Raw genomic sequence first — 19,333 nt, forward strand, 5'->3', positions numbered from 1 at the left:
GCACGATGCGGTGCGGTTGTGGGAGTGGCGCTTTCGGTTCTTCTGGCCATGCCGGTGCCGTCGGCGGCGTCGCCGGACGGTTCGGTGGTGGCGGAGCCCGTGCGGCCGGAGGAGGACGCGTTCTATCGGCCACCAGCCCACTCGGTCGCGTCGAAGCGGGCGGGCGAGATCCTCGCCGCGCGGCCGATCGAGATCGCCAATCAACTCGGCGCATCGCTGGATGCCGGGGCGTGGCAGGTGTCGTACCGGTCGAACAACAGCGCCGACCAGCCGATCGCCGCGGTGGCCACGCTGCTGAAACCGCGCGCCGCCACCGGGAAGTTGGTGTCGCTGCACCCCGCCGAGGACTCCACGGGGCTGTTCTGCGCGCCGTCGTATACAGTGCGCCGCCCGATGCAGGCGGGGTTGCTGGACGGCCAGATCGATCCGCTGCGCGGCGCGGCGGCGCTGCTGGCGCAGGGGTGGAGCGTCGTGGTGCCCGACCATCAGGGGCCGAACGCGGCGTTCGCCCACGGTCCGCTGGCCGCGCGGATCGCCTTGGATGGCATTCGCGCCGCGGAGCGTTTCGGTCCGCTGGGGCTGCCGGGTGCGGACACCGAGGTGGCGATGTGGGGCTACTCCGGCGGCTCGATCCCCACCCTGCACGGGGCGGAACTGCGCGCGGTCTACGCACCGGAGGTCGATCTCGTCGGCGTTGTCTCCGGTGGCACCGATGTCGATCTCGAGATTCTGTCGCGGGAGGCGAACAAGGGACCCGGCGCCGGTCTGGTCGCTGCCGCGATCATCGGACTCGCGCGCGAGGAACCGGAGCTGGACGCCTTTTTGCGCGCGAACGCCACGCCGCGCGGCCGCGAGCTGCTCGCGGCGAAGGACCGCATGTGTGTGCTGAAACAGGCCATGACGGACCCATTTCTCGACATCGACAGCCTGGTGCGGGGCGGGCTGCTGCATCGGCCGATCATGCGGGACGTGTTCGCGCGCACCAGGATGGGCAAGTCGGTCCCCGACGCCCCGGTCTACCTCTACCACGCGACCGCCGACTGGCTGGTACCCATCGGCCCGGCCGACGAGCTCGCCGCCGCCTACTGCCGGGACCCCGCCGCCCGGGTCACCCACATCCGCGACCACCTGAGCGAACATCTGACGCTGAACACGCTCGCCGAGCACAGCGTGGTCGCCTGGTTGCGCGATCGATTCGCCGGAATTCCGGCCGGAAGCGGCTGCACCACAACGAACGTCGCCTCGATAGCACTCGGCCGCTAGTCGATTCCGGCCACTTTCCGGCAGCGCCATTCCAGGTAGTTGATCACCTTCCAGAAGTCCTTGAACGCCGGGTTGGTGGTCTGCCCGTGGTGATAGCGGTAATAGATCTGCTGGGCGATGACGGCCAGGCGGAACAGCCCGAAAACCTCGTAGAACGGCCAATTCTCGGCCGAACGGCCGGTGCGCTCGCAATAGTGGTCGACGATCTGCGCGCGGGTCAGCATGCCGGGCAGGTGGCTCGGCTGGCGGCGGATGGACAGCATGGCCTCGTCGTCGTCGGCCTGCACCCAGTAGGCCAGCGCGCCACCCAGATCCATCAGCGGGTCGCCCAAGGTCGCCATCTCCCAGTCGAGTACGCCGACGATCGCGCCCGAACCGGACGGGTCGAGCACGAGATTGTCGAGGCGGAAGTCGTTGTGGATGACGGTGATCGCGACGTCCGGCGGCTGGTTGCGATCCAGCCAGGCCATTACCGCCGCGAAATCGCTGACATTGTCGGTGCGCGCATTGACGAAACGGCGCGACCAGCCCGATACCTGGCGGCCGACGTAGCCGGATCCTTTGCCGATTTCGCTGAGTCCCGCGGCTACGGGGTCCACCTCGTGCAGTTCGATCAAACAGTCGAAAGCCGTGGTGGACAGTCGCCGCGCCTGATCGATTGACAGGCTCATCCCGTCCGGCAGATCACCGCGCAGGATGGTGCCCGCCACCCGCTCCATCACATAGAACTCGCTGCCGATCACACCGTGGTCGGCACACCGGGCGACCATCCGCGGCACGTACGGGTAGTGCGGACGCAACCGCTGCTGCACCAGGAACTCGCGGCCCATGTCGTGTGCCGAGGCGGCCTTCGTGCCGCTCGGTGGCCGTCGCAGGATCAGGTCACGGTCCGGATAGCGCAGTAGATAGGTGAGATTCGACGCGCCACCGGAGAATTGGCGCACCTCGGGCGGACCGCCGAGGTCCGGCACCTGATCGGCGAGCCAGGCGTGCATGGCCGCGACGTCGAAGGCGTCCTCGGCGCGAACCGTGCCGGCCCCCGGCGCGCTCACCGGTCGTTCCCGTACTTGCGTAGTTCCTGGCGGGCGATCACACCGAGATGTACCTCGTCGGGACCGTCGGCGAAGCGCAGCGACCGAATGCCCGCGAACGCGCGCGCCAGGGGGAAGTCATCGGAAAGCCCGGCGCCGCCGTGCAATTGGATCGCCATGTCGAGCACTTCCTGGGTCATCCTCGGCACGACCGCCTTGATCTGGGACACCTCGCTGCGCGCACCGGCCAGTCCCTTCGTATCCAGCAGCCAGGCGGTGTGCAGGACGAGCAGCCTGGCCTGATTGATCGCGACGCGCGCGGCCGCGATGCGCTCCCGATTGCCGCCGAGGTTGGCCAGCGGCTTGCCGAAAGCGGTGCGCGAAAGGCTGCGACGACAGGCCAGCTCGAGCGCGCGTTCGGCGAGGCCGATGGCGCGCATGCAGTGGTGGATGCGGCCGGGGCCGAGGCGGCCCTGCGCGATCTCGAATCCCCGTCCCGGCCCGGCGATCACGGCGTCCAAGGGAAGCCGCACGTCGGTGAAGGTGACCTCGCCGTGTCCGTAGGGTTCGTCCAGGTAGCCGAACGTGCTGAGCATGCGCTCGATCCGCACGCCGGGCGTGTCGAGCGGGACCAGCACCATGGAGTGGCGCTGATAGGGATGCGCCGCCGGGTCGGTGAGTCCCATGAAGATCACGAACGCGCAGTTCGGATGGCCGATGCCGGTGCTCCACCACTTGCGGCCGTTGAGCACGATCTCCTCGCCGTCCACCACGGCGGTGGCGGCCATATTGGTCGCGTCGGAGGAGGCGACCTCGGGTTCGGTCATGCAGAACGCCGAGCGGATGGTGCCGTCCAGCAGCGGGTGCAGCCACTCCCGGCGCTGTTCCGCGCTGCCGTAATGCAGCAGGACCTCCGCGTTGCCGGTATCGGGTGCGTTGCAGTTGAACACCTCCGGCGCCCAGCCGGAGCCGCCCATCGCCTCGGCCATCGGTGCGTAGTCGACGTTGCTCAGACCCGCGCCGAGTTCCGGATCGGGGAGGAAGAGATTCCACAGTCCGGCGGCCCGCGCCTTCTGTTTGAGCTCTTCGACCACCGGCGGGACCGCCCACGGCGATTCCCGCAGGAAGGCGGCGTGCTCGGCGTCGCGTGGCTCGATCTCGTCGCGCACGAACTGCCGCACCTGGTCGGTGAGACGGACGGCTCGGTCGGAATGCGTGAAGTCCATACCCATCCTCGAGGCTGTGCTGAGCATTGCTCAACTCCCGGTCGGGTCATTGGTAGCATATTGTTGAGCATTGCTCAATAGAGGAGGTGTGGTGAGGAACCATTGCGGAGCGCCTTATCGCGCCGACCGGGTGCGGGTGTCCCGCACGACGCAGGAGGCTGAATGACCGACGTTGCCGTGCAGCCCGGCGGCCGTCGCTCGGCGGAGGACCGGCGCGGACAACTGATCGGGATCGGGCTGGGCATGCTGATCGACCGGCCCTGGCACCAGATCACCGTCGACGCCGTCGCTCAGCAGGCCGGTATCTCACGCGGGCTGCTCTTCCACTACTTCCCGACCAAGCAGGACTACTACGCACAGCTCGTCCGTGCCGCCACCCAGCGATTCCTGCGCGCAACCGGGCCCGACCAGGACGCCGCCGACCCACTCGCGTCGATGATCGCCAACTTCGTCGGCTACATGCGCAGGCGCAGCGGGCCGCTGGTGGGATTGCTGCGCGCGGCGGGGCAGGATCCGGTGCTCGAGTCGATCATGGAGCAGTTGCACGACGAATTGACCGATCGTGTGTTCGCCGCGCTCGGGCGGGACGAGCCGACGACCGCCCAGCGTCTGGTGGTCCGGTCGTGGTGGGCGATGGCCGAAGATCTGACGGTGCAGTGGCTGGCCCGCGACGATGTCGACCAGCACCGGCTGGACCGGCTGCTGTTCGACACGCTGTCTCGGGTGCTCGATTCGGTGGACGCCGAGCGCGCGGCGGGGCGGCGCTGATCGGCTCGCGCATCGTCGCCGCGGATGGCATCGAAATGCGCGGTGCCCGCGGATGATCGACGTGCGAGGCCGGCCCGATGCCGCCGAGAGGCGAATCTCGGCGACACCGGCGTATCCGAGCGCTCCCCGGGAGCGCACGCGCCGCCGCGAAGGGAAAGCACGCCACCCCAGCATAGAGCGATCAATGGTTCGGCGCTCGGTTCGATGCGGAGGGTATGCCGGCAGGCCGACGCGTGTCATCCGCGGCACGCCGAATAGTTTTACGAGATGGCAAATGAATAGGTTTCGCCGGCAGCGGTGCATCGACTATGAATGGGGTGTGCCGTTGCCATTCGTGATCACTTGTCTGCCATCGACTCTCCCGTGCGGGGAGCGCTGATGGTCATCGAACATCCCATCGAGGACGAGGTTACACAGCTGGCGAGACGGGTCGAGAAGGCCCGTGGACGGCTCGCCTACCAGTTCGATCCCGCGCTGACCGAAGCGCTGTCGGAGGACGAACTGCATGCCGAACGTGAACTCGCCGAACGGATTCGCACCCAGGAGCGCGGACAGCGCTGGAAAGAGGCGCAGGCGGCCGCCGCGGCCTCCGACCGGGCCAGGCAGACCACCGAAGCGATCGAGAAGGCCGACATGCGAGATCTCCTGCTCGCCCGCAAGGCGATTGCCGCGCAGCGACGCGAATCCAGCCCGCACGCGAAGCTGGCCTCGCTCTATCGGCATAGATCCTGGTCGCTGCGCGCGCTGGCCGGTGTCGTCGCGGCGGGCATGCTGTGGTCGGCGGTCAACGTGCAGCAGAACATCGCACCCGGCGGGCCGACCGATCCGCTGTACTGGTTCAGTTACCTGCTCGAAGGCATGATCAGCGTCTGCCTGATCATCATCATGATCGGCACCAACAAGGTGGCCGAATGGGGCGTGGTCGACAACCGCCGCCAAGTCGCCTCGGCCGAAGTCGCCCTGCTGGCACTGACGGTCAGTCTCAACACCTACCCGTACGTGCGCGCGGACGCGTGGTACGACGCCGCCGTGCACGCCATCGCACCGGTCATGATCGGCGTGGCGCTGCTCATCCACGACGCCGCCAGCGCACGCTACGGCCTCGCCATCGCCAGGGCCACCGAGCAGGTCCGCGACCTCCCCGACCCGGCCGAGCAGATCCGGCTCACGCTGCCCAGGTACCGGATGCCGATTCCGCAGGAGGTGACCACGTCCGGCGTGCCGCACGATCAGCTGGCTCTCGACGAGTATCCGGCGGCGCAACCGGTCGAGGTGGTCGAGGAGGTGGCGGAGGAGGTCGCGGAAGCCGCTGTCGCACCGGAGCATCCCGCTCCGGTCCAGGCCGAGCAGAAGCACGCACCGGCCGAAACGCCCCGCAAGCCAGTGCTGCCCGAGACCATCGAGGCACTCGACGCGATGGACGGCTTCGAGACGCGCCCCGCCGCGACGGTGAGGGCCAAGACCTCCGATGCCGTGGTTGCCGCGACGAGCACTGTCGCTTCGGCCAACGGCAAGAAGCCCGCCCCGGACAGCGAGACCGTCGCGCCGTTGGCGGCTTCCGCGACCAATGCCGACGAGCCCTCCGCGACGCGGGTGCCCACCGAAGAGGTTGCCCCGGCCAAGGTGGTTGTGCGGCAGACGCCCTCGGCCACACCGCGGACCGCGATGTCCGAGAGCGAGACTGCGACCGCCGCGCTGTCGGAGATCGCCGCCGCGTCCCGGCGCCCGGCGGCCGACCCGAAGAGCGACACCGTCACGGCGGAAGCGAAGAACGGCAAGGACACTCCCAAGCCCGATCTCCTGCAGCCCCCGACGGTCCGCCCCCCGGACATCTACGACACCGGTTCGTTCCGCGTCGCGGACATCCTCGAGCAGGAACTCGCCGAACTGCAGGCCGAACGCCGCCGCGCCCGCACCAACAGGCAGCGGTCCGCCTCGACCGCGGGACGCGAGTCCTAGCCGAGCCGCCTTTCCCACGACGATGCCCGTCGGCGCATGCCACGCCGACGGGCATCGTCGTTTTGCTGACCCAGCAACACATCGCGGAGTTGTCGCGCCTGGACTCGGGGCGATTGCCGCCCGGGCAACGTGTTCAGGCCGCGCAATCGGCGAACGCCCTGATGAACGCATCGGCGGCTTTCCCGTCGCCGCAGCCGCCCAGCCCTTGGTCTTCGCGCTCGACATGTCCGCATCGAAGATGTTGCGACCACGAGGAATTCGCTGGCTATCGCGTCCACACAGCGACGAACCGAACGGGGTCTGGCGCAGTGTTCCTGCGGTCACCGCCCCGGCCACCGCGAGAATTCGCGCAACTCGTGCAGGCACGCTAGCCATCCATCCCAGGTGGCACAGGGTTGAGCACCTTCGCGGCGAACTGGCCGCGAACTATGGCGTGCTGATGAGGGTTCGGTGACTACCACGTAGTGACCGGCACGGGCACTCGCGGCTCGACTGCTGAGAGCAGATCTGCCGAAGGCAGCGTGGTACCGGTTTCGCGGGGTGACTGGGGCACGGTGGAGGCATGGCTCACGATGACAAGACCCCGTTGTTCAGCTGGCGGGCCCGAGAGCAACTGCTCAGCCGCCGCATCCTGGTACTGGACGGTCCGCTCGACGACGACAACGGGACGCTGCTGATGACGCAGCTGCTCACCCTCGCCGCGGAAGACCCGGAGACGGGCATCTCGCTGTGGATCCATTCCCCGGGCGGATCGGTTCCTTCGATGCTCGCCATCCGCGATGTGATGCGTTTGGTGCCGTGCGAGGTCTCCACGCTGGCACTCGGATTGGCTTGCAGCGCAGGGCAATTCCTTTTGTCGTCGGGCAGCCGGGGTCGGCGTTTCGCGTTGCCGCATGCCCGGGTGCTGATGCATCAGGGGTCGGCGGGGATCGGCGGCACCGCGGTCGACGTCGAAGTCCAGGCCGACGATCTGCGTCATACCGTCGACACGGTGCTCGGCATCATCGCCGAGGACACCGGGCAGCCGTTCGACCGGATCTACGAGGACTCGCTGCACGACCGCTGGTTCACCGCCGTGCAAGCCAAGGAATACGGCTTCGTCGACCACATCGTCGACTCGTTCGGACAGATCGTTCCCCAGCGGCAACGGATCGGAATCTCGTCATGAGTACTTACACCATTCCCAATGTGATCGCGCAGCATCCGCGCGGCGGCGAGCGGATCACCGACATCTACTCCCACCTGCTCGCCGAGCGGATCGTCTACCTCGGCACGCCGATCGACTCTGGCGTGGCCAACGCGCTCATCGCGCAACTGCTGCACCTGGAGTCGGAAAGCCCGGAGCAGGAGATCAACCTGTACATCAACTGTGAGGGCGGCGATCTCTCCTCGATGCTCGCCGTGTACGACACCATGCAGCACATCAAGTCCCCGGTGCAGACCACCTGCGTGGGCCAAGCCATCGCGGTCGGTGCGGTCCTGCTGGCAGGCGGTGAACCCGGCCGCCGTGCCATGCTGCCGCACGCGAGGGTGGTGCTGCACCAGCCCGCCGCCCGCGGCCAGGGTGCGATACCCGACCTGATTCTGCAGGCCGACGAGCTGGTGCGGATGCGCGCGGAGATCGAGTCCATCCTGTCGCGGCACACCGGGCAGTCGGTGGAGCGGCTGCGCCACGACACCGATCGCGACCGGGTCTTCACCGCCGAGGCGGCGGTCGGCTACGGCCTCGTCGACCAGGTGCTCGGCGCCCGCGACTGATCAGGCCGCCAGTGCCATGAGCGTTGGCCCGGCACCGGACCGCTGCCCGGGCCGGCGAAGGAAGGCGACCCGACGCTGGGCGCGAAGGTCATCGGCCACCTGTCCGATGAGCTCGCCCAGCGTGGTGCCGAGCGATCCCGCCAGAGCGGCGATCATCTCACTCGACGGCTCTTTGCGACCGCGCTCCACCTCGGACAGGTACTGCGGGGAAATGCCCGCCCGTTTGGCCGTTTCCACTAGCGTCTCGCGCCGATCCTGGCGCAGCGTGCGCAATTGTTCGCCGAGCGCCTCGCGCCAGAGCGGTTCCGGAGCCGTCCGCGGTTGCGGGTCCGGAATCCGGTCGTCGCGTCCTCCCGGGATCGAGTGAAGTCTCGGATGCTCGGTCATGGTGCGAGCGTACGGTCCGGGATCCCCGGCCTGCCCGCCATTACGCTCAGGGCGTACGACCTCTGGCGCGACGCACGTCCGCGGCAGCGCGCCCGCACTGATGCAGTTCGGCGTGGTCCCTGCCGTTCGCGCGCCCGACCGAGGATGATAGGGAATCGTGCCGGAGAATTCGAAGGTGTCCGATCTCAAGCCACGCAGCCGCGACGTCACCGACGGCTTGGAGAAGGCCGCGGCCCGCGGGATGCTGCGCGCGGTCGGCATGGGTGATGAAGATTGGGAGAAGCCGCAGATCGGGGTGGCCTCTTCGTGGAACGAGATCACCCCGTGCAATCTCTCGCTCGAGCGGCTCGCCAGGGGATGTAAGGACGGCGTGTTCGCCGGTGGCGGCTTTCCCATGCAGTTCGGCACCATTTCGGTGTCCGACGGCATCTCCATGGGGCATGAGGGGATGCACTTCTCCCTGGTTTCGCGTGAGGTGATCGCCGACAGCGTCGAGACGGTGATGCAGGCCGAACGGCTGGACGGTGCGGTGCTGCTGGCCGGCTGCGACAAGTCGCTGCCCGGAATGCTCATGGCGGCGGCCAGACTGAACCTGGCGAGCGTCTTCCTGTACGCGGGCTCGATCCTGCCCGGTATCGCCAAACTGTCCGACGGCAGCGAGCGCGAGGTGACGATCATCGACGCGTTCGAGGCGGTCGGCGCTTGCGCGCGCGGCCTGATGAGCCGTGACGATGTGGACGCCATCGAGCGGGCCATCTGTCCGGGCGAGGGGGCCTGCGGCGGGATGTACACCGCCAACACCATGGCCAGTGCGGCCGAGGCGCTCGGCATGTCGTTGCCGGGCAGCGCGGCGCCGCCCGCGACCGACCGCCGCCGCGACGGCTACGCCCGGCGCAGCGGCGAGGCGGTGGTGGAGTTGATCCGGCAGGGGATCACCCCTTCCGACATCCTCACCAAACCGGCCTTCGAGAATGCCATCGCGGTCGTGATGGCATTCGGCGGTTCCACCAACGCGGTTCTGCACTTGCTGGCGATCGCGCACGAGGCGAACGTCGACTTGACGATCGACGATTTCGCCCGTATTGGTCGCCGGGTGCCGCACCTGGCCGACGTCAAGCCCTTCGGCAGGCACGTGATGACCGACGTGGACCGGATCGGCGGCGTGCCGGTGCTGATGAAGACGCTGCTCGACGCCGGATTGCTGCACGGCGACTGCCTGACCGTGACCGGCCGGACGGTCGCGGAGAACCTGGCCGACATCGCCCCGCCCGACCCGGACGGCAAGGTGATCCGGGCCATCGCGTCGCCGATGCACCCGACCGGCGGCATCACCATCCTCAGGGGTTCACTCGCGCCCGATGGCGCCGTCGTCAAGTCGGCAGGCTTCGATTTCGATGTCTTCGCCGGCACCGCACGGGTTTTCGACGGTGAGCGGGCCGCGATGGACGCGCTCGAAGACGGCACGATCTCGGCGGGCGACGTGGTGGTCATCCGGTACGAGGGCCCGAAGGGCGGTCCCGGCATGCGCGAGATGCTGGCCATCACCGCGGCCATCAAAGGCGCGGGCCTGGGGAAAGACGTCCTGCTCCTCACCGACGGACGGTTCTCCGGTGGCACCACCGGTCTGTGCGTCGGCCACGTTGCCCCCGAAGCCGTCGACAGCGGCCCGATCGCGTTCGTCCGCGACGGCGACCCCATCCGCCTCGACGTCGCCGCTGGAACTCTCGACCTCCTGGTCGACGCCGAAGAACTCACCCGCAGACGCGAGGGTTGGAAACCCCTGCCGCCCCGCTACACCCGCGGTGTGCTGGCGAAGTACACGAAGCTGGTGGGCTCGGCGTCCGTCGGCGCCGTCTGCGACTGAAGGGAAGGGCACCCGGAACAACGGCACGGACCGGGGTGACACCCCTTGACCGGCAGGCCCGGTCATCCCCGCAGTGATAGTCAATGCTCGGTGCTGAGCCCGTTAGCATCGGATGCATCGGCCGGGAAACATGGCGGCGCATTGCTTTCCAGACACCGCCGGAGATCGCCGTGACGGACACGTCGAAGTCGAGCCCGCCGACAGAACAGCGTTGATCGAGGTCGGCGACGAGCCGTCAATCGGACGCTGCGAGACGACCGCTCCGCTCGACTCGTATCCCCGCCGGCCGCATTGGCGCGCGGCGCAGCGGTGCGGTGTCGGCCGATGAATGCGAGAGGCCCGCGAGCCGGCGAGCTCCGAGGATTTCGTCGATCGCTTCGGGTGTGAGCAAGCCGAGTTCGATTGCGATCTCGGCGACGGATTGCCCGGTTTGCAGTGCTTGTTTGGCGATGCGGGCGCTGGCCGCGTAGCCGATGTAGGGGGTCAGGGCCGTGACGATGCCGACGGAGCGCCGAACGCCCTGCTCGAGATGGTCGCGATTGGGGGTGATGCCCGCGACGCACTTGGTCGCCAAGGTGTCGACCGCTGCGGTCAGATGCGTGGTCGTGCGCAGCATGCCGTAGGCGATGATCGGTTCGAACGCGTTGAGCTGGAGCTGCCCGGCCTCGGCGGCCATGGTCACGGTCAGGTCGTTGCCGATGGCCTCGAAGGCGACTTGGTTGACGATCTCCGGAATGACCGGATTGACCTTCCCCGGCATGATGGATGACCCGGCCTGGACCGGCGGCAGATTGATCTCACCGAATCCCGTTGTGGGACCAGAGGACATCAACCGCAGGTCATTGCACGTCTTGGACAGTTTCACCGCGACCCGCTTGAGGATGCCGGAGACCTGAACGAAGGCGCCGCAATCCTGGGTGGCCTCGATCAAATTGGCCGCGGGCGTGACGAGTTCGCCGGTGAGCTCGGCGAGGTGGGCGCAGGCCAGCGCGGGGTAGCTGGGATGGCCGTTGATTCCGGTGCCGATCGCGGTGCCGCCGAGGTTGCTCTCGCACAGCAGGGCGATGCCCTCCTCGAGCCGGTCGCAGTCCTCGCGCACCATGACCGCGAAGGTGCCGAATTCCTGTCCGAGGGTCATCGGCACGGCGTCCTGCAACTGGGTGCGACCCATTTTGATGACGTCGGCGAATTCGTCCGCCTTGGCGCCGAACGCGTCCGCGAGGCGGCGCAGGGCGGCGACGAGTTCCCGGATGTGCCGCACGACGGCGATGCGAACCGCGGTCGGGTACACGTCGTTGGTGGATTGGCCGAGGTTGACGTGGTCGAGCGGGTCCAGTTCGGTGTAGGTCCCGCGATCGTGGCCGAGCAACTCCAGCGCCCGGTTGGCGATCACCTCGTTGGCGTTCATGTTCGTCGAGGTTCCCGCGCCGCCTTGGATCGGGTCGATCGGAAACTGGTCGTGCAGCGCGCCGCCCCTGATCTCGGCGCAGGCCGATTCGATCGCGTCGGCGCGGCGAGCGTCCACAATGCCGAGCTCTCGGTTCGCACGGCAGGCGGCCTGCTTGACCGTGGCGAGTGCGGCGACGAGCGCGGGGTATCGCCCGATGCTGTCGCCGGTGATGGCGAAATTGTCCAGCGCGCGTGCGGTGTGGATGCCCCAGTAGGCGTCGCTGGGCACGGTGCGGGTGCCGAGCGAGTCTCGTTCGGTCCGGGTGTTCTCGGTCATCATCGGCTCCGGGCGGTCAGGGCGTCTTCGCGGGCAGGTACCAGGGGCGGCGTGGCAGGATTCGACAGCTCGCCGAGCATGTTGGTCGTCATCCAGTCCCGCAGTTGCCCGCCGGAGAACCCGAGGTCGACGAGGTAGGCCAGCTTGGCGAGCGCCGCCTCCCTGGTCATGTCGCCTCCGCTGATCACCCCCGCGTCCAGCAGGGCCCGTCCGGGCAGGTACCGCGCGAGATCGACCGAACCGCTGTCGCATTGGGTGATCGCGACGACCGGGGTTCCGCGCCGCGTCGCCGTCCGGAGCGTCTCGATTACTTCGGCTCCGTGCGGCATCGTGCCCGAGCCGTAGCATTCGAGGACTATTCCACCGGGATACTGCCGAATCGCCGCGGCGAGCAGGTCGGCGTGCAGACCGGGAAAGACGGTGAGCAGCCCCACCGGAAGGCGGGTTGCCGTGCCGTGTCGTCGCGGTAGCAATGCCGCAGGGGACAGGGGCGGCGTGAATTCCCGAACGGTGGTGAAGCCGTCGTAGTCGTCACACGCGCGTTTGCTCGCCCGCACGGCCGGATGCAAAGCCGAGCCGAACGCGATGTAGGTTCCCGGACCTGGTTGAGTGGCAATCGAATCCAGCGCGAGATGCACATTGCGCTGCGCGTCGCTGCCGGGATGGCCAAGAGGTACCTGGGCGCCGGTCAGCACCACGGGCACAGCGAGATCACGCAGTTCGAAGGCTACGCGGGCGCCGACATAGGCCATGGTGTCGGTTCCGTGAATGACGACGACACCGTCCGGGCGCTCCGATTCGATGCGGTGTCGGACCCACTCCGCTATCCGGAAGGCGGTGCCCGAGTCGGCGGCCGCGCTGTCGATGACGCGGTCGAACTCGGCATACCGGAACTCGACCGACCGGCCCGTCACCTCCTCGTATCGGGCGATGACCTCCGCGATTTCGGCACCGATTCCCGAACGCGGTCCCATACCGGCGCCCTGGTCGGCCATTCCGAAAGTGCCGCCGGTGTAGAGGACGTGAACCCGCAACGCATGGGGATGTGCTGCTCCGCAATCGATCATGCGCCCTTCGCTCCCTCGGCGGTCGCGTCCGGGCGATCCATCGGGGCGAGCACGTCCGGATCGAGACGGCCCCTGATCCGGAACCATCCCGCGAGCATGGCCGCGACGACGACGGCGAACACCGCGAGCGTGATGCGCCCGATCTCGTCGTCGAAGAACATCAGCGCGACGACACCGGCCAGGAAGACGAGGGTCAGGATGTTGAGTACCGGAGCGAACGGGAGCCGGAAGTCCGGTCGGTGATACTCACCCCGCTGGGACTTCCGCACGAAAATCCAGTGACAGATCATGATCGAAGCCCAGGTCCCGACGATACCGAGTCCGGCAAGGTTCAGGACGATCTCGAACGCTTTCTGGGGCAAGAGGAGATTCAGCACGACACCGGCGATGCCCACCGAGCTGGTGATCAGGATTCCGCCGTACGGAACGCCATTGCGGTTCATCCGGGCGGCGAAGCGTGGCGCCGCCCCGGCCACGGCCATCGACCGCAGGGTACGACCGGTCGCGTACAGGCCCGCGTTCAGGCTCGACATCGCGGCGGTGAGCACGACAAGGTTCATGACATCGCCCGCGTGCGGGATTCCGATGGAGCTCATCACGGTGACGAACGGGCTCTCGCTGGGGGAGTACGCGGTCCACGGCAGCAACAGCGTGAACAGGACCACCGACCCCGCGTAGAACAGGATGATCCGCCACATGATGGAGTTGACGGCCTTCGGAACCACGGCGCCGGGGTTGTCGGATTCGCCCGCGGCCACGCCGATCATCTCCGTCCCGCCGAACGCGAACACCACGCCGAGCGCGATGGTGAGCATTGGCGTAAGGCCGTGTGGGAAGAAGCCACCGTTATCGGTGATCGTCGAGAAGCCGGGGACGTTGCCGTCGACCGGTGTGCCGGTGACGAGGAACACCACGGCCAGCAGCATGAATGCGACGATGGTGCCGACCTTGATCAGTGCGAACCAGAACTCGAACTCGCCGAACAGGCGCACCGACACGACGTTGAGCCCGACGACGACCGCCAGCGCGATCAGCGCGAGGACCCATTGCGGTATCGGGACGAACGGCGACCAGAAATGCGCGTACAGCGCCACAGCGGTGATGTCGGCGACCAATGTGGTGGACCAATTCAGGAAGTACAGCCAGCCGACGGAATAGGCCCCGCGCTCGCCGAGGAACTCGCGGGCGTAGGAGACGAACGCTCCAGATGACGGCCGGTACATCACCAGCTCGCCGAGCGCGCGCACGACCATGAACGTGAAGACGCCGCACACGATGTAGACGATGGCCAGCGACGGCCCGGCGAGCGCCATGCGGCCGCTGGCCCCCAGGAAGAGCCCGGTGCCGATGGAGCCGCCGATCGCGATCATCTGCATGTGGCGCTTGCGTAGCTGTTTCTGGTAGCCGACGTCGCCGATATCGAGCTTCGCCGCTGGTGTTCGCGTGGCTGGCCGGGCCGACAGTTCATCGGGGTGCGTCATGGAAACCTTCCTTGGGCCGAAATCCAGCCTGCATGGCGGCGCGCTGCTCGACGGAGGAGTATGGCTGCCATGCGGTCAGGCTGTAAGACAGGTTGACCGTAATGCGGGTCACAACCGCTGTCAACGCCGGGACGACACGAATTTCGCTGGACCGAGCGTTTTGACGCCCTTTCGGCGGATCTCCATACTTGGTCACGTGACAGTCGAAGAAGGCCGGGTGCAGCGCATCGGCGCCACGGAAGCGGTCTTTCGTCGGCTGAAGGGCCTGATCCAAAGCGGCGAATACGCGGTAGGCGACCGCTTGCCCGCCGAACTCGCCTTGGCCCAACAGTTCGGCGTCAGCCGTCCGGTGGTCCGCGAGGCGCTGCACGCCTGTGCGACCCTCGGCTTGACTGAAACACGAACGGGCCGAGGTACTTTCGTCGTCTCCAAGAAGGAGAGGCCGCAACTGACGTTCGCCGGTGTCGACGCCGGAGATCTGATCGAGGCTCGCCAACTCATCGAGATCCCCACCGCGGGGTTCGCGGCGCAACGCCGTGCGCCGGACCAACTTCGGCGGCTTTTCGAGCTACTCGGCAAATTGGCATCGGCCACCGACGCCCGCGAGTGGGTCCGTTATGACGGCGAGTTGCACACCGCGATAGCGGCGGCGAGCGGAAACAAAATGCTGACCGCGGTGGTAGCCGATACCCGCCGCGCGCTGGACCCGCAGTCGGAATTCCTCAATCTCACCCAGGATCGCCGTGCCGACTCCGATCGGGAACACGAGGCCATCGTCCGGGCCATCGAGGCGGGCTCGCCGGAGGCCGCACGGCAAGCGATGGCCGAACACCTGGAGCGGGTGGCGGAGACGATAGCCCGAATCGGCGAGTAATCGCGGCCAACGCGGTACTTCCCGCGTGGTCGCGGAGACAATCTGCTCGGTCGGGCCCGCCTCGCGCGACGGCGGATAGGCGTCGAATATCCGACACTGGCTCCCAACGGCCGGTGGCATCTCGATACGAGGCGCGGTGCACAAGCCGCGGAAGCAGGAAGGAGGCCGCGCGGCATATCGAGAGCCCGTGCCGCTGGGAATTCCCTGCCGCACGGAGTCCTGATGGCGGTGCGGCCTCCCAGGATTGTTCGTTCCTACTGTTTCGCAGCCCGAATGATCAGATCGCTGACCGCGTCAGGCCGGGAAACCGAGACCGCATGCGAGGCGGAGACCTCGACGACGTCGGCGCCCGCACGTTCGGCCATGAACCGCTGGGCCTGTACCGGGATGTTCTTGTCCTCGGTGGTGACCAGCGCGAACGCCGGGACATTCCGCCACGCCGTCGCGGTCGCCGGTTGTTGCAAGGCGTCGAGGGCGACCGGCCGCTGGGTCGCGCCCATCAGCTCCGCGGTGGCGGCGGGCACGTCGGCGGCGAACTGCTGATGGAATTCATCCTGCCGGATGTAGAGCTCGGTGCCGGTGCCGCCGTCAGGGAGTGGGTAGGACGCGGGCCGGGTGGTCGGTCCGAGGGTGGATCCGGGGAACTTGTCGGTCAGTTGCAGCGCGCTTTCGCCCTCATCGGGAATGAAGGCGGCGATATAGACCAGCGCCTTCACAGTGGTTTTCGCCGCGGCCGCGACAGTGATGACGCTCCCGCCGTAGGAGTGGCCGACCAGGACGCACGGTCCTTCGACGCTGTCGAGGACCGACGAGACGTAGGCGGCGTCGCTGTCGAGACCGCGCAACGGGTTGGCTGCGGCGATCACGGGATGTCCTTGTGCGCGTAGTTGTTCGATGACCCCGTTCCAGCTGGACGAGTCGGCGAAGGCGCCGTGGACCAGCACGATCGTCGGCGCGGCGGCAGGATTGGTGGGCTCGGTGCTCACGAGTGGGTTCCTTCGGATTCGGTCGATGGGTATGGCGCGGGTCGAGTCACGCCGGATACAGCGCGGCCCGCAGCGTCGCGACAGCTTGCGCCACCGCTGCTTCGGCCGCGTGGGTGTCGTGCAACGAGTTGACCATCACGAAGTCGTGGACGATCCCGCCGTAGCGCACCTGGGTGACCGGGACGCCCGCGGCGCGCAGCTTGCCCGCGAAGGCTTCACCCTCGTCCCGCAGCACGTCGGCTTCGGCGGTGATGACCAGCGCGGGCGGTAGCCCGGCCAGCTGCTCGGTGGTTGCCCGCAGCGGCGACACGGTGATCTGCGCGCGCTCGTCCGGGTTGGTGGTGTACTGGTCCCAGAACCACTTCATGCCTTCGCGAGTCAGGAAGTATCCTTCGGCGAACTGCTGGTAGGAGCCGGTATCGAAGTTGGCGTCGGTCACCGGATAGAACAGCACCTGCTGGACGAACGAGACATCTCCGCGCTCCTTCGCCATCAGCGTCAACGCGATGGCCATGTTGCCGCCGACCGAGTCGCCCGCGATGGCGATCCGGGACGAGTCGAGGCCTTTCTCCGCGCCATTGGTGGTGACCCACTGGGCGACCCGGTAGGACTGCTCGTTGGCCACCGGGTAGCGCACCTCCGGCGACCGGTCGTATTCGGGAAACACCACGGCCGCATGCGCGCCGACGGCGAGATCCCGGACCAGGCGGTCGTGGGTGTGCGCGTCGCCGAACACCCATCCCGCGCCGTGGGTGTAGACGATCACCGGGAGTGTTCCGGTGACGCCCTGCGGCTTGACGATCCGGGCCCGCACCGAGCCGGTGGGCCCGCCCTCGACGGTGATCCACTCCTCGTCGATGTCGGGCTTGAAGATCGGCGAGTCCTGGACCGCGTCCACGGCCTTGCGTCCCTCTTCCGGCGGGAGCTGGTAGAGGAACGGCGGCTGTGCGGTCGCGTCGACGAACTCCTGCGCCGCCTGCTCGAGCGAGATACCGAGCGGGTTTCCTGACATGTGGGTGCCTTTCTCGTACCGGGAAGGTGTGGAGTGGTGGTGAAAGTACGGCGGCTCAGGCCGATTCGGCGATCGCGCCGGTGATCACGGCCGCGACCTCGTCCGGGTGGGTCTGCATCACCAGGTGTGGTCCGTCGATCTCGACCACCGCCCGCAGCCCGGCCCGCCGATAGCCGAAACGTTCGACGTCCGGGTTGATGGTGCGGTCGGCGCTGGACACGATGCCCCAGCCCGGCTTGGTCTTCCATGCGGCCGCCGAGGCGGGCTCATTGAACGCGATCGCCGACAACGGCCGCTGCGAGACCGCGAGGACCTTCGCCTTCGCGGGGTCGAGGCCCGCCGCGAATACCTCGGGGAAGGCGTCGATGCCGACCGAGACATCCGTGCCGGGCTCGCCGTTCTCGACCGGGTAGGGCGCGTAGACGAGGTTGGCCGCCAGGTCGGAGTCCGGGAATCCGCCCTGCAGTTGCCCCAGGCTCTCGCCTTCCGCCAAGGCGTAGCCGGACACGTAGATCAGCCCGACGACATTGTCGGCCACACCCGCGACGGTGATGACGGCTCCACCGTACGAGTGCCCGGCCAGCAGGACCGGTCCGTCGATCTGCTCCACCACCGACCGGATGTAGGCCGCATCGGCGGACAGACTGCGGTTGAAGACCGGTGGAGCCACAACCTGGTGGCCTTGGCCGAGCAGCCGCTCGGTGACCGGGGACCAGCTCGAGGCATCGGCGAAGGCGCCGTGCACGAGAACGATGGTCGGACTTGCCATGGGGGACATGACGTTCCTTTCTGCGGCACGCCGACGGCGCTGTGCCTGAGACAGTGTCGGCCGGACACTGGATGCCACGCCCCTCACCACGGGCCGCAAAAGCCTCCGATCAGGACACCGCTAGCTCGATCGCCGGGTCTGTCGCGGCGGCTGAGCCGGTCGACCGGAAGCGCTGCTGGTACTTTCGCGGCGAAATCCCCAGCCGCGCCACGAAGGCGCGACGCAGCGCCTCGCTGCTGCCGTACCCGGCGGCCATCGCGGCCTCGGTGACGCCGTATCCGGCGTGCAGCATGTCCCTGGCCATGCCGAATCGGATGAACGCGACGTATTCCGCGGGGGACCGTTCGAGTTCGGCGCGGAACAGCCGGGTGAGATGACGGACGCTGACCCGCGCGTGGGCGGCCAGGGTCTGGACCGTGTGCGGGAATGCCGGGTCCGCGCAGATCAGATCCACTACGCCGCGGACCAGGGGACTGCGCGGCACCGGTCCGCGCAGCGAGGCCGAGAACTGCGACTGCCCGCCCGCGCGCTGCATGTAGACCACCAGCGACTGCGCCACCCGCCGGGCGACGTCGGCGCCGTGGTCCTCCTCGACCAGTGCGAGCGCCAGATCGACACCGGCGGCCACGCCGGCCGAACTGTACAGATTGCCGTCGCGCACGAAGATCGCGTCCGGTTCCACCTCGATCGCTGGGAACCGCCGCGCGAGATCGGTCGCGAATTTCCAATGTGTGGTCGCGCGTCTGCCGTCGAACAGCCCCAGATCGGCCAGCACGAACGCGCCGCTGCAGATCGATGCCAGGCGCCGCGTAGCGCAGGACAGATGCCGCGCCGCCGCCAATACCTCGGGGGTCACGAACTTCGTGGGGTGAAGTTCGCTGCCGGGAATCACCACGGTGTCGAAGCGACCCGCATCGACGGCCGCGCAGCTCACCGCGACGCGGGCACCGATCGAGGTCTGGGCGTCTTTGCCGTCGGCCGAGACCAAGACCACCTCGTAACCAGCCAGCGACTGGTTCGCCTCGACGAACACCTCCGCGGGCCCGGCGAAGTCGAGCATCTTGACGCCGTCGAAGACAAGGACGCCCACCCGCCTGCGGGGCTGGTCGCGGTATTTGGAAGACATGTCCACCATTATTATGGAGGCGAGACTCCAGAACAA

Annotated in this window: 17 protein-coding genes; 7 read left to right on the top strand and 10 right to left on the bottom strand. The window is 67.8% G+C overall.

Annotated elements, in window-relative coordinates; genetic code table 11:
* Positions 1-24 precede the first annotated feature (24 nt).
* Positions 25-1,263: a lipase family protein gene (locus ACWPXK_RS29490; RefSeq protein WP_454199432.1), complete on the top strand. Its 1,239-nt coding sequence runs from the start codon at positions 25-27 to the stop codon at positions 1,261-1,263.
* On the opposite strand, the gene ACWPXK_RS29495 is transcribed toward ACWPXK_RS29490, so the two are convergent.
* Entirely contained in the window at positions 1,260-2,315 is a 1,056-nt protein-coding gene (locus ACWPXK_RS29495; RefSeq protein ID WP_454199433.1) for a phosphotransferase family protein, read from the bottom strand. The genes ACWPXK_RS29490 and ACWPXK_RS29495 overlap by 4 nt on opposite strands.
* On the bottom strand, positions 2,312-3,520 hold the full coding sequence (locus tag ACWPXK_RS29500) for an acyl-CoA dehydrogenase family protein (RefSeq protein ID WP_454199434.1): 1,209 nt from the start codon (positions 3,518-3,520) through the stop codon (positions 2,312-2,314). Before ACWPXK_RS29500 ends, ACWPXK_RS29495 begins: the two co-directional genes overlap by 4 nt.
* Before the next feature lie 162 nt (positions 3,521-3,682).
* On the opposite strand from ACWPXK_RS29500, the gene ACWPXK_RS29505 reads away from it, so the two are divergent.
* The 4 genes from ACWPXK_RS29505 to ACWPXK_RS29520 all read left to right on the top strand — a co-directional run bounded on the left by ACWPXK_RS29505 (position 3,683) and on the right by ACWPXK_RS29520 (position 8,005).
* Entirely contained in the window at positions 3,683-4,288 is a 606-nt protein-coding gene (locus ACWPXK_RS29505; RefSeq protein WP_454199435.1) for a TetR/AcrR family transcriptional regulator, read from the top strand.
* A gap of 378 nt (positions 4,289-4,666) precedes the next feature.
* A complete protein-coding gene (locus tag ACWPXK_RS29510) occupies positions 4,667-6,247 on the top strand; it encodes a hypothetical protein (protein WP_454199436.1) in 1,581 nt (526 codons plus the stop codon).
* A gap of 562 nt (positions 6,248-6,809) precedes the next feature.
* On the top strand, positions 6,810-7,415 hold the full coding sequence (locus ACWPXK_RS29515; RefSeq protein WP_454199437.1) for a ClpP family protease: 606 nt from the start codon (positions 6,810-6,812) through the stop codon (positions 7,413-7,415).
* Entirely contained in the window at positions 7,412-8,005 is a 594-nt protein-coding gene (locus ACWPXK_RS29520; protein ID WP_454199438.1) for a ClpP family protease, read from the top strand. Before ACWPXK_RS29515 ends, ACWPXK_RS29520 begins: the two co-directional genes overlap by 4 nt.
* Here ACWPXK_RS29520 and ACWPXK_RS29525 read toward each other — a convergent pair whose 3' ends face one another.
* On the bottom strand, positions 8,006-8,392 hold the full coding sequence (locus ACWPXK_RS29525; RefSeq protein WP_454199439.1) for a helix-turn-helix domain-containing protein: 387 nt from the start codon (positions 8,390-8,392) through the stop codon (positions 8,006-8,008).
* 175 nt (positions 8,393-8,567) lie between these two features.
* On the opposite strand from ACWPXK_RS29525, the gene ilvD reads away from it, so the two are divergent.
* A complete protein-coding gene (gene ilvD / locus ACWPXK_RS29530) occupies positions 8,568-10,256 on the top strand; it encodes a dihydroxy-acid dehydratase (protein WP_454199440.1) in 1,689 nt (562 codons plus the stop codon).
* 235 nt (positions 10,257-10,491) lie between these two features.
* On the opposite strand, the gene ACWPXK_RS29535 is transcribed toward ilvD, so the two are convergent.
* From ACWPXK_RS29535 to ACWPXK_RS29545, 3 genes are read right to left on the bottom strand one after another with little or no spacing between them, the layout of a single operon-like run.
* Complete coding sequence (locus ACWPXK_RS29535; RefSeq protein ID WP_454199441.1) at positions 10,492-11,982, bottom strand: aspartate ammonia-lyase; 1,491 nt, start codon at positions 11,980-11,982, stop codon at positions 10,492-10,494.
* A complete protein-coding gene (locus tag ACWPXK_RS29540; protein WP_454199442.1) occupies positions 11,982-13,049 on the bottom strand; it encodes an asparaginase in 1,068 nt (355 codons plus the stop codon). The genes ACWPXK_RS29535 and ACWPXK_RS29540 overlap by 1 nt, the downstream gene beginning before the upstream one ends.
* Entirely contained in the window at positions 13,046-14,530 is a 1,485-nt protein-coding gene (locus tag ACWPXK_RS29545) for an amino acid permease (protein WP_454199443.1), read from the bottom strand. The genes ACWPXK_RS29540 and ACWPXK_RS29545 overlap by 4 nt, the downstream gene beginning before the upstream one ends.
* Here ACWPXK_RS29545 and ACWPXK_RS29550 point away from each other — a divergent pair.
* Positions 14,529-15,404, top strand: coding sequence for a FadR/GntR family transcriptional regulator (locus tag ACWPXK_RS29550; protein ID WP_454199444.1), 876 nt, complete (start codon positions 14,529-14,531; stop codon positions 15,402-15,404). The genes ACWPXK_RS29545 and ACWPXK_RS29550 overlap by 2 nt on opposite strands.
* A 254-nt stretch (positions 15,405-15,658) precedes the next feature.
* On the opposite strand, the gene ACWPXK_RS29555 is transcribed toward ACWPXK_RS29550, so the two are convergent.
* The 4 genes from ACWPXK_RS29555 to ACWPXK_RS29570 all read right to left on the bottom strand — a co-directional run bounded on the left by ACWPXK_RS29555 (position 15,659) and on the right by ACWPXK_RS29570 (position 19,297).
* Positions 15,659-16,390 (bottom strand): alpha/beta fold hydrolase, encoded by a 732-nt coding sequence (locus ACWPXK_RS29555; RefSeq protein ID WP_454199445.1) that lies wholly within the window; start codon positions 16,388-16,390, stop codon positions 15,659-15,661.
* A gap of 46 nt (positions 16,391-16,436) precedes the next feature.
* Positions 16,437-17,402 carry an alpha/beta hydrolase gene (locus ACWPXK_RS29560; RefSeq protein ID WP_454199446.1) on the bottom strand — a complete coding sequence of 322 codons (966 nt, stop codon included), beginning with the start codon at positions 17,400-17,402 and terminating at the stop codon, positions 16,437-16,439.
* Positions 17,403-17,457: 55 nt separating this feature from the next.
* Complete coding sequence (locus tag ACWPXK_RS29565; protein WP_454199447.1) at positions 17,458-18,171, bottom strand: alpha/beta fold hydrolase; 714 nt, start codon at positions 18,169-18,171, stop codon at positions 17,458-17,460.
* A 109-nt stretch (positions 18,172-18,280) separates the two neighbouring features.
* Positions 18,281-19,297 carry a GlxA family transcriptional regulator gene (locus ACWPXK_RS29570; protein ID WP_454199448.1) on the bottom strand — a complete coding sequence of 339 codons (1,017 nt, stop codon included), beginning with the start codon at positions 19,295-19,297 and terminating at the stop codon, positions 18,281-18,283.
* Positions 19,298-19,333 lie beyond the last annotated feature (36 nt).

The organism is Nocardia sp. Marseille-Q1738 (assembly GCF_965283145.1).

Coding starts and splice junctions, on each gene's coding strand:
- ACWPXK_RS29545 (WP_454199443.1), bottom strand. CDS start 14,530: ATGACGCACCCCGATGAACTGTCGGCCCGGCCAGCCACGCGAACACCA.
- ACWPXK_RS29510 (WP_454199436.1), top strand. CDS start 4,667: ATGGTCATCGAACATCCCATCGAGGACGAGGTTACACAGCTGGCGAGA.
- ACWPXK_RS29505 (WP_454199435.1), top strand. CDS start 3,683: ATGACCGACGTTGCCGTGCAGCCCGGCGGCCGTCGCTCGGCGGAGGAC.
- ACWPXK_RS29565 (WP_454199447.1), bottom strand. CDS start 18,171: ATGGCAAGTCCGACCATCGTTCTCGTGCACGGCGCCTTCGCCGATGCC.
- ACWPXK_RS29500 (WP_454199434.1), bottom strand. CDS start 3,520: ATGGACTTCACGCATTCCGACCGAGCCGTCCGTCTCACCGACCAGGTG.
- ACWPXK_RS29570 (WP_454199448.1), bottom strand. CDS start 19,297: ATGTCTTCCAAATACCGCGACCAGCCCCGCAGGCGGGTGGGCGTCCTT.
- ACWPXK_RS29525 (WP_454199439.1), bottom strand. CDS start 8,392: ATGACCGAGCATCCGAGACTTCACTCGATCCCGGGAGGACGCGACGAC.
- ACWPXK_RS29550 (WP_454199444.1), top strand. CDS start 14,529: ATGGAAACCTTCCTTGGGCCGAAATCCAGCCTGCATGGCGGCGCGCTG.
- ACWPXK_RS29520 (WP_454199438.1), top strand. CDS start 7,412: ATGAGTACTTACACCATTCCCAATGTGATCGCGCAGCATCCGCGCGGC.
- ACWPXK_RS29540 (WP_454199442.1), bottom strand. CDS start 13,049: ATGATCGATTGCGGAGCAGCACATCCCCATGCGTTGCGGGTTCACGTC.
- ACWPXK_RS29535 (WP_454199441.1), bottom strand. CDS start 11,982: ATGACCGAGAACACCCGGACCGAACGAGACTCGCTCGGCACCCGCACC.
- ACWPXK_RS29560 (WP_454199446.1), bottom strand. CDS start 17,402: ATGTCAGGAAACCCGCTCGGTATCTCGCTCGAGCAGGCGGCGCAGGAG.
- ACWPXK_RS29515 (WP_454199437.1), top strand. CDS start 6,810: ATGGCTCACGATGACAAGACCCCGTTGTTCAGCTGGCGGGCCCGAGAG.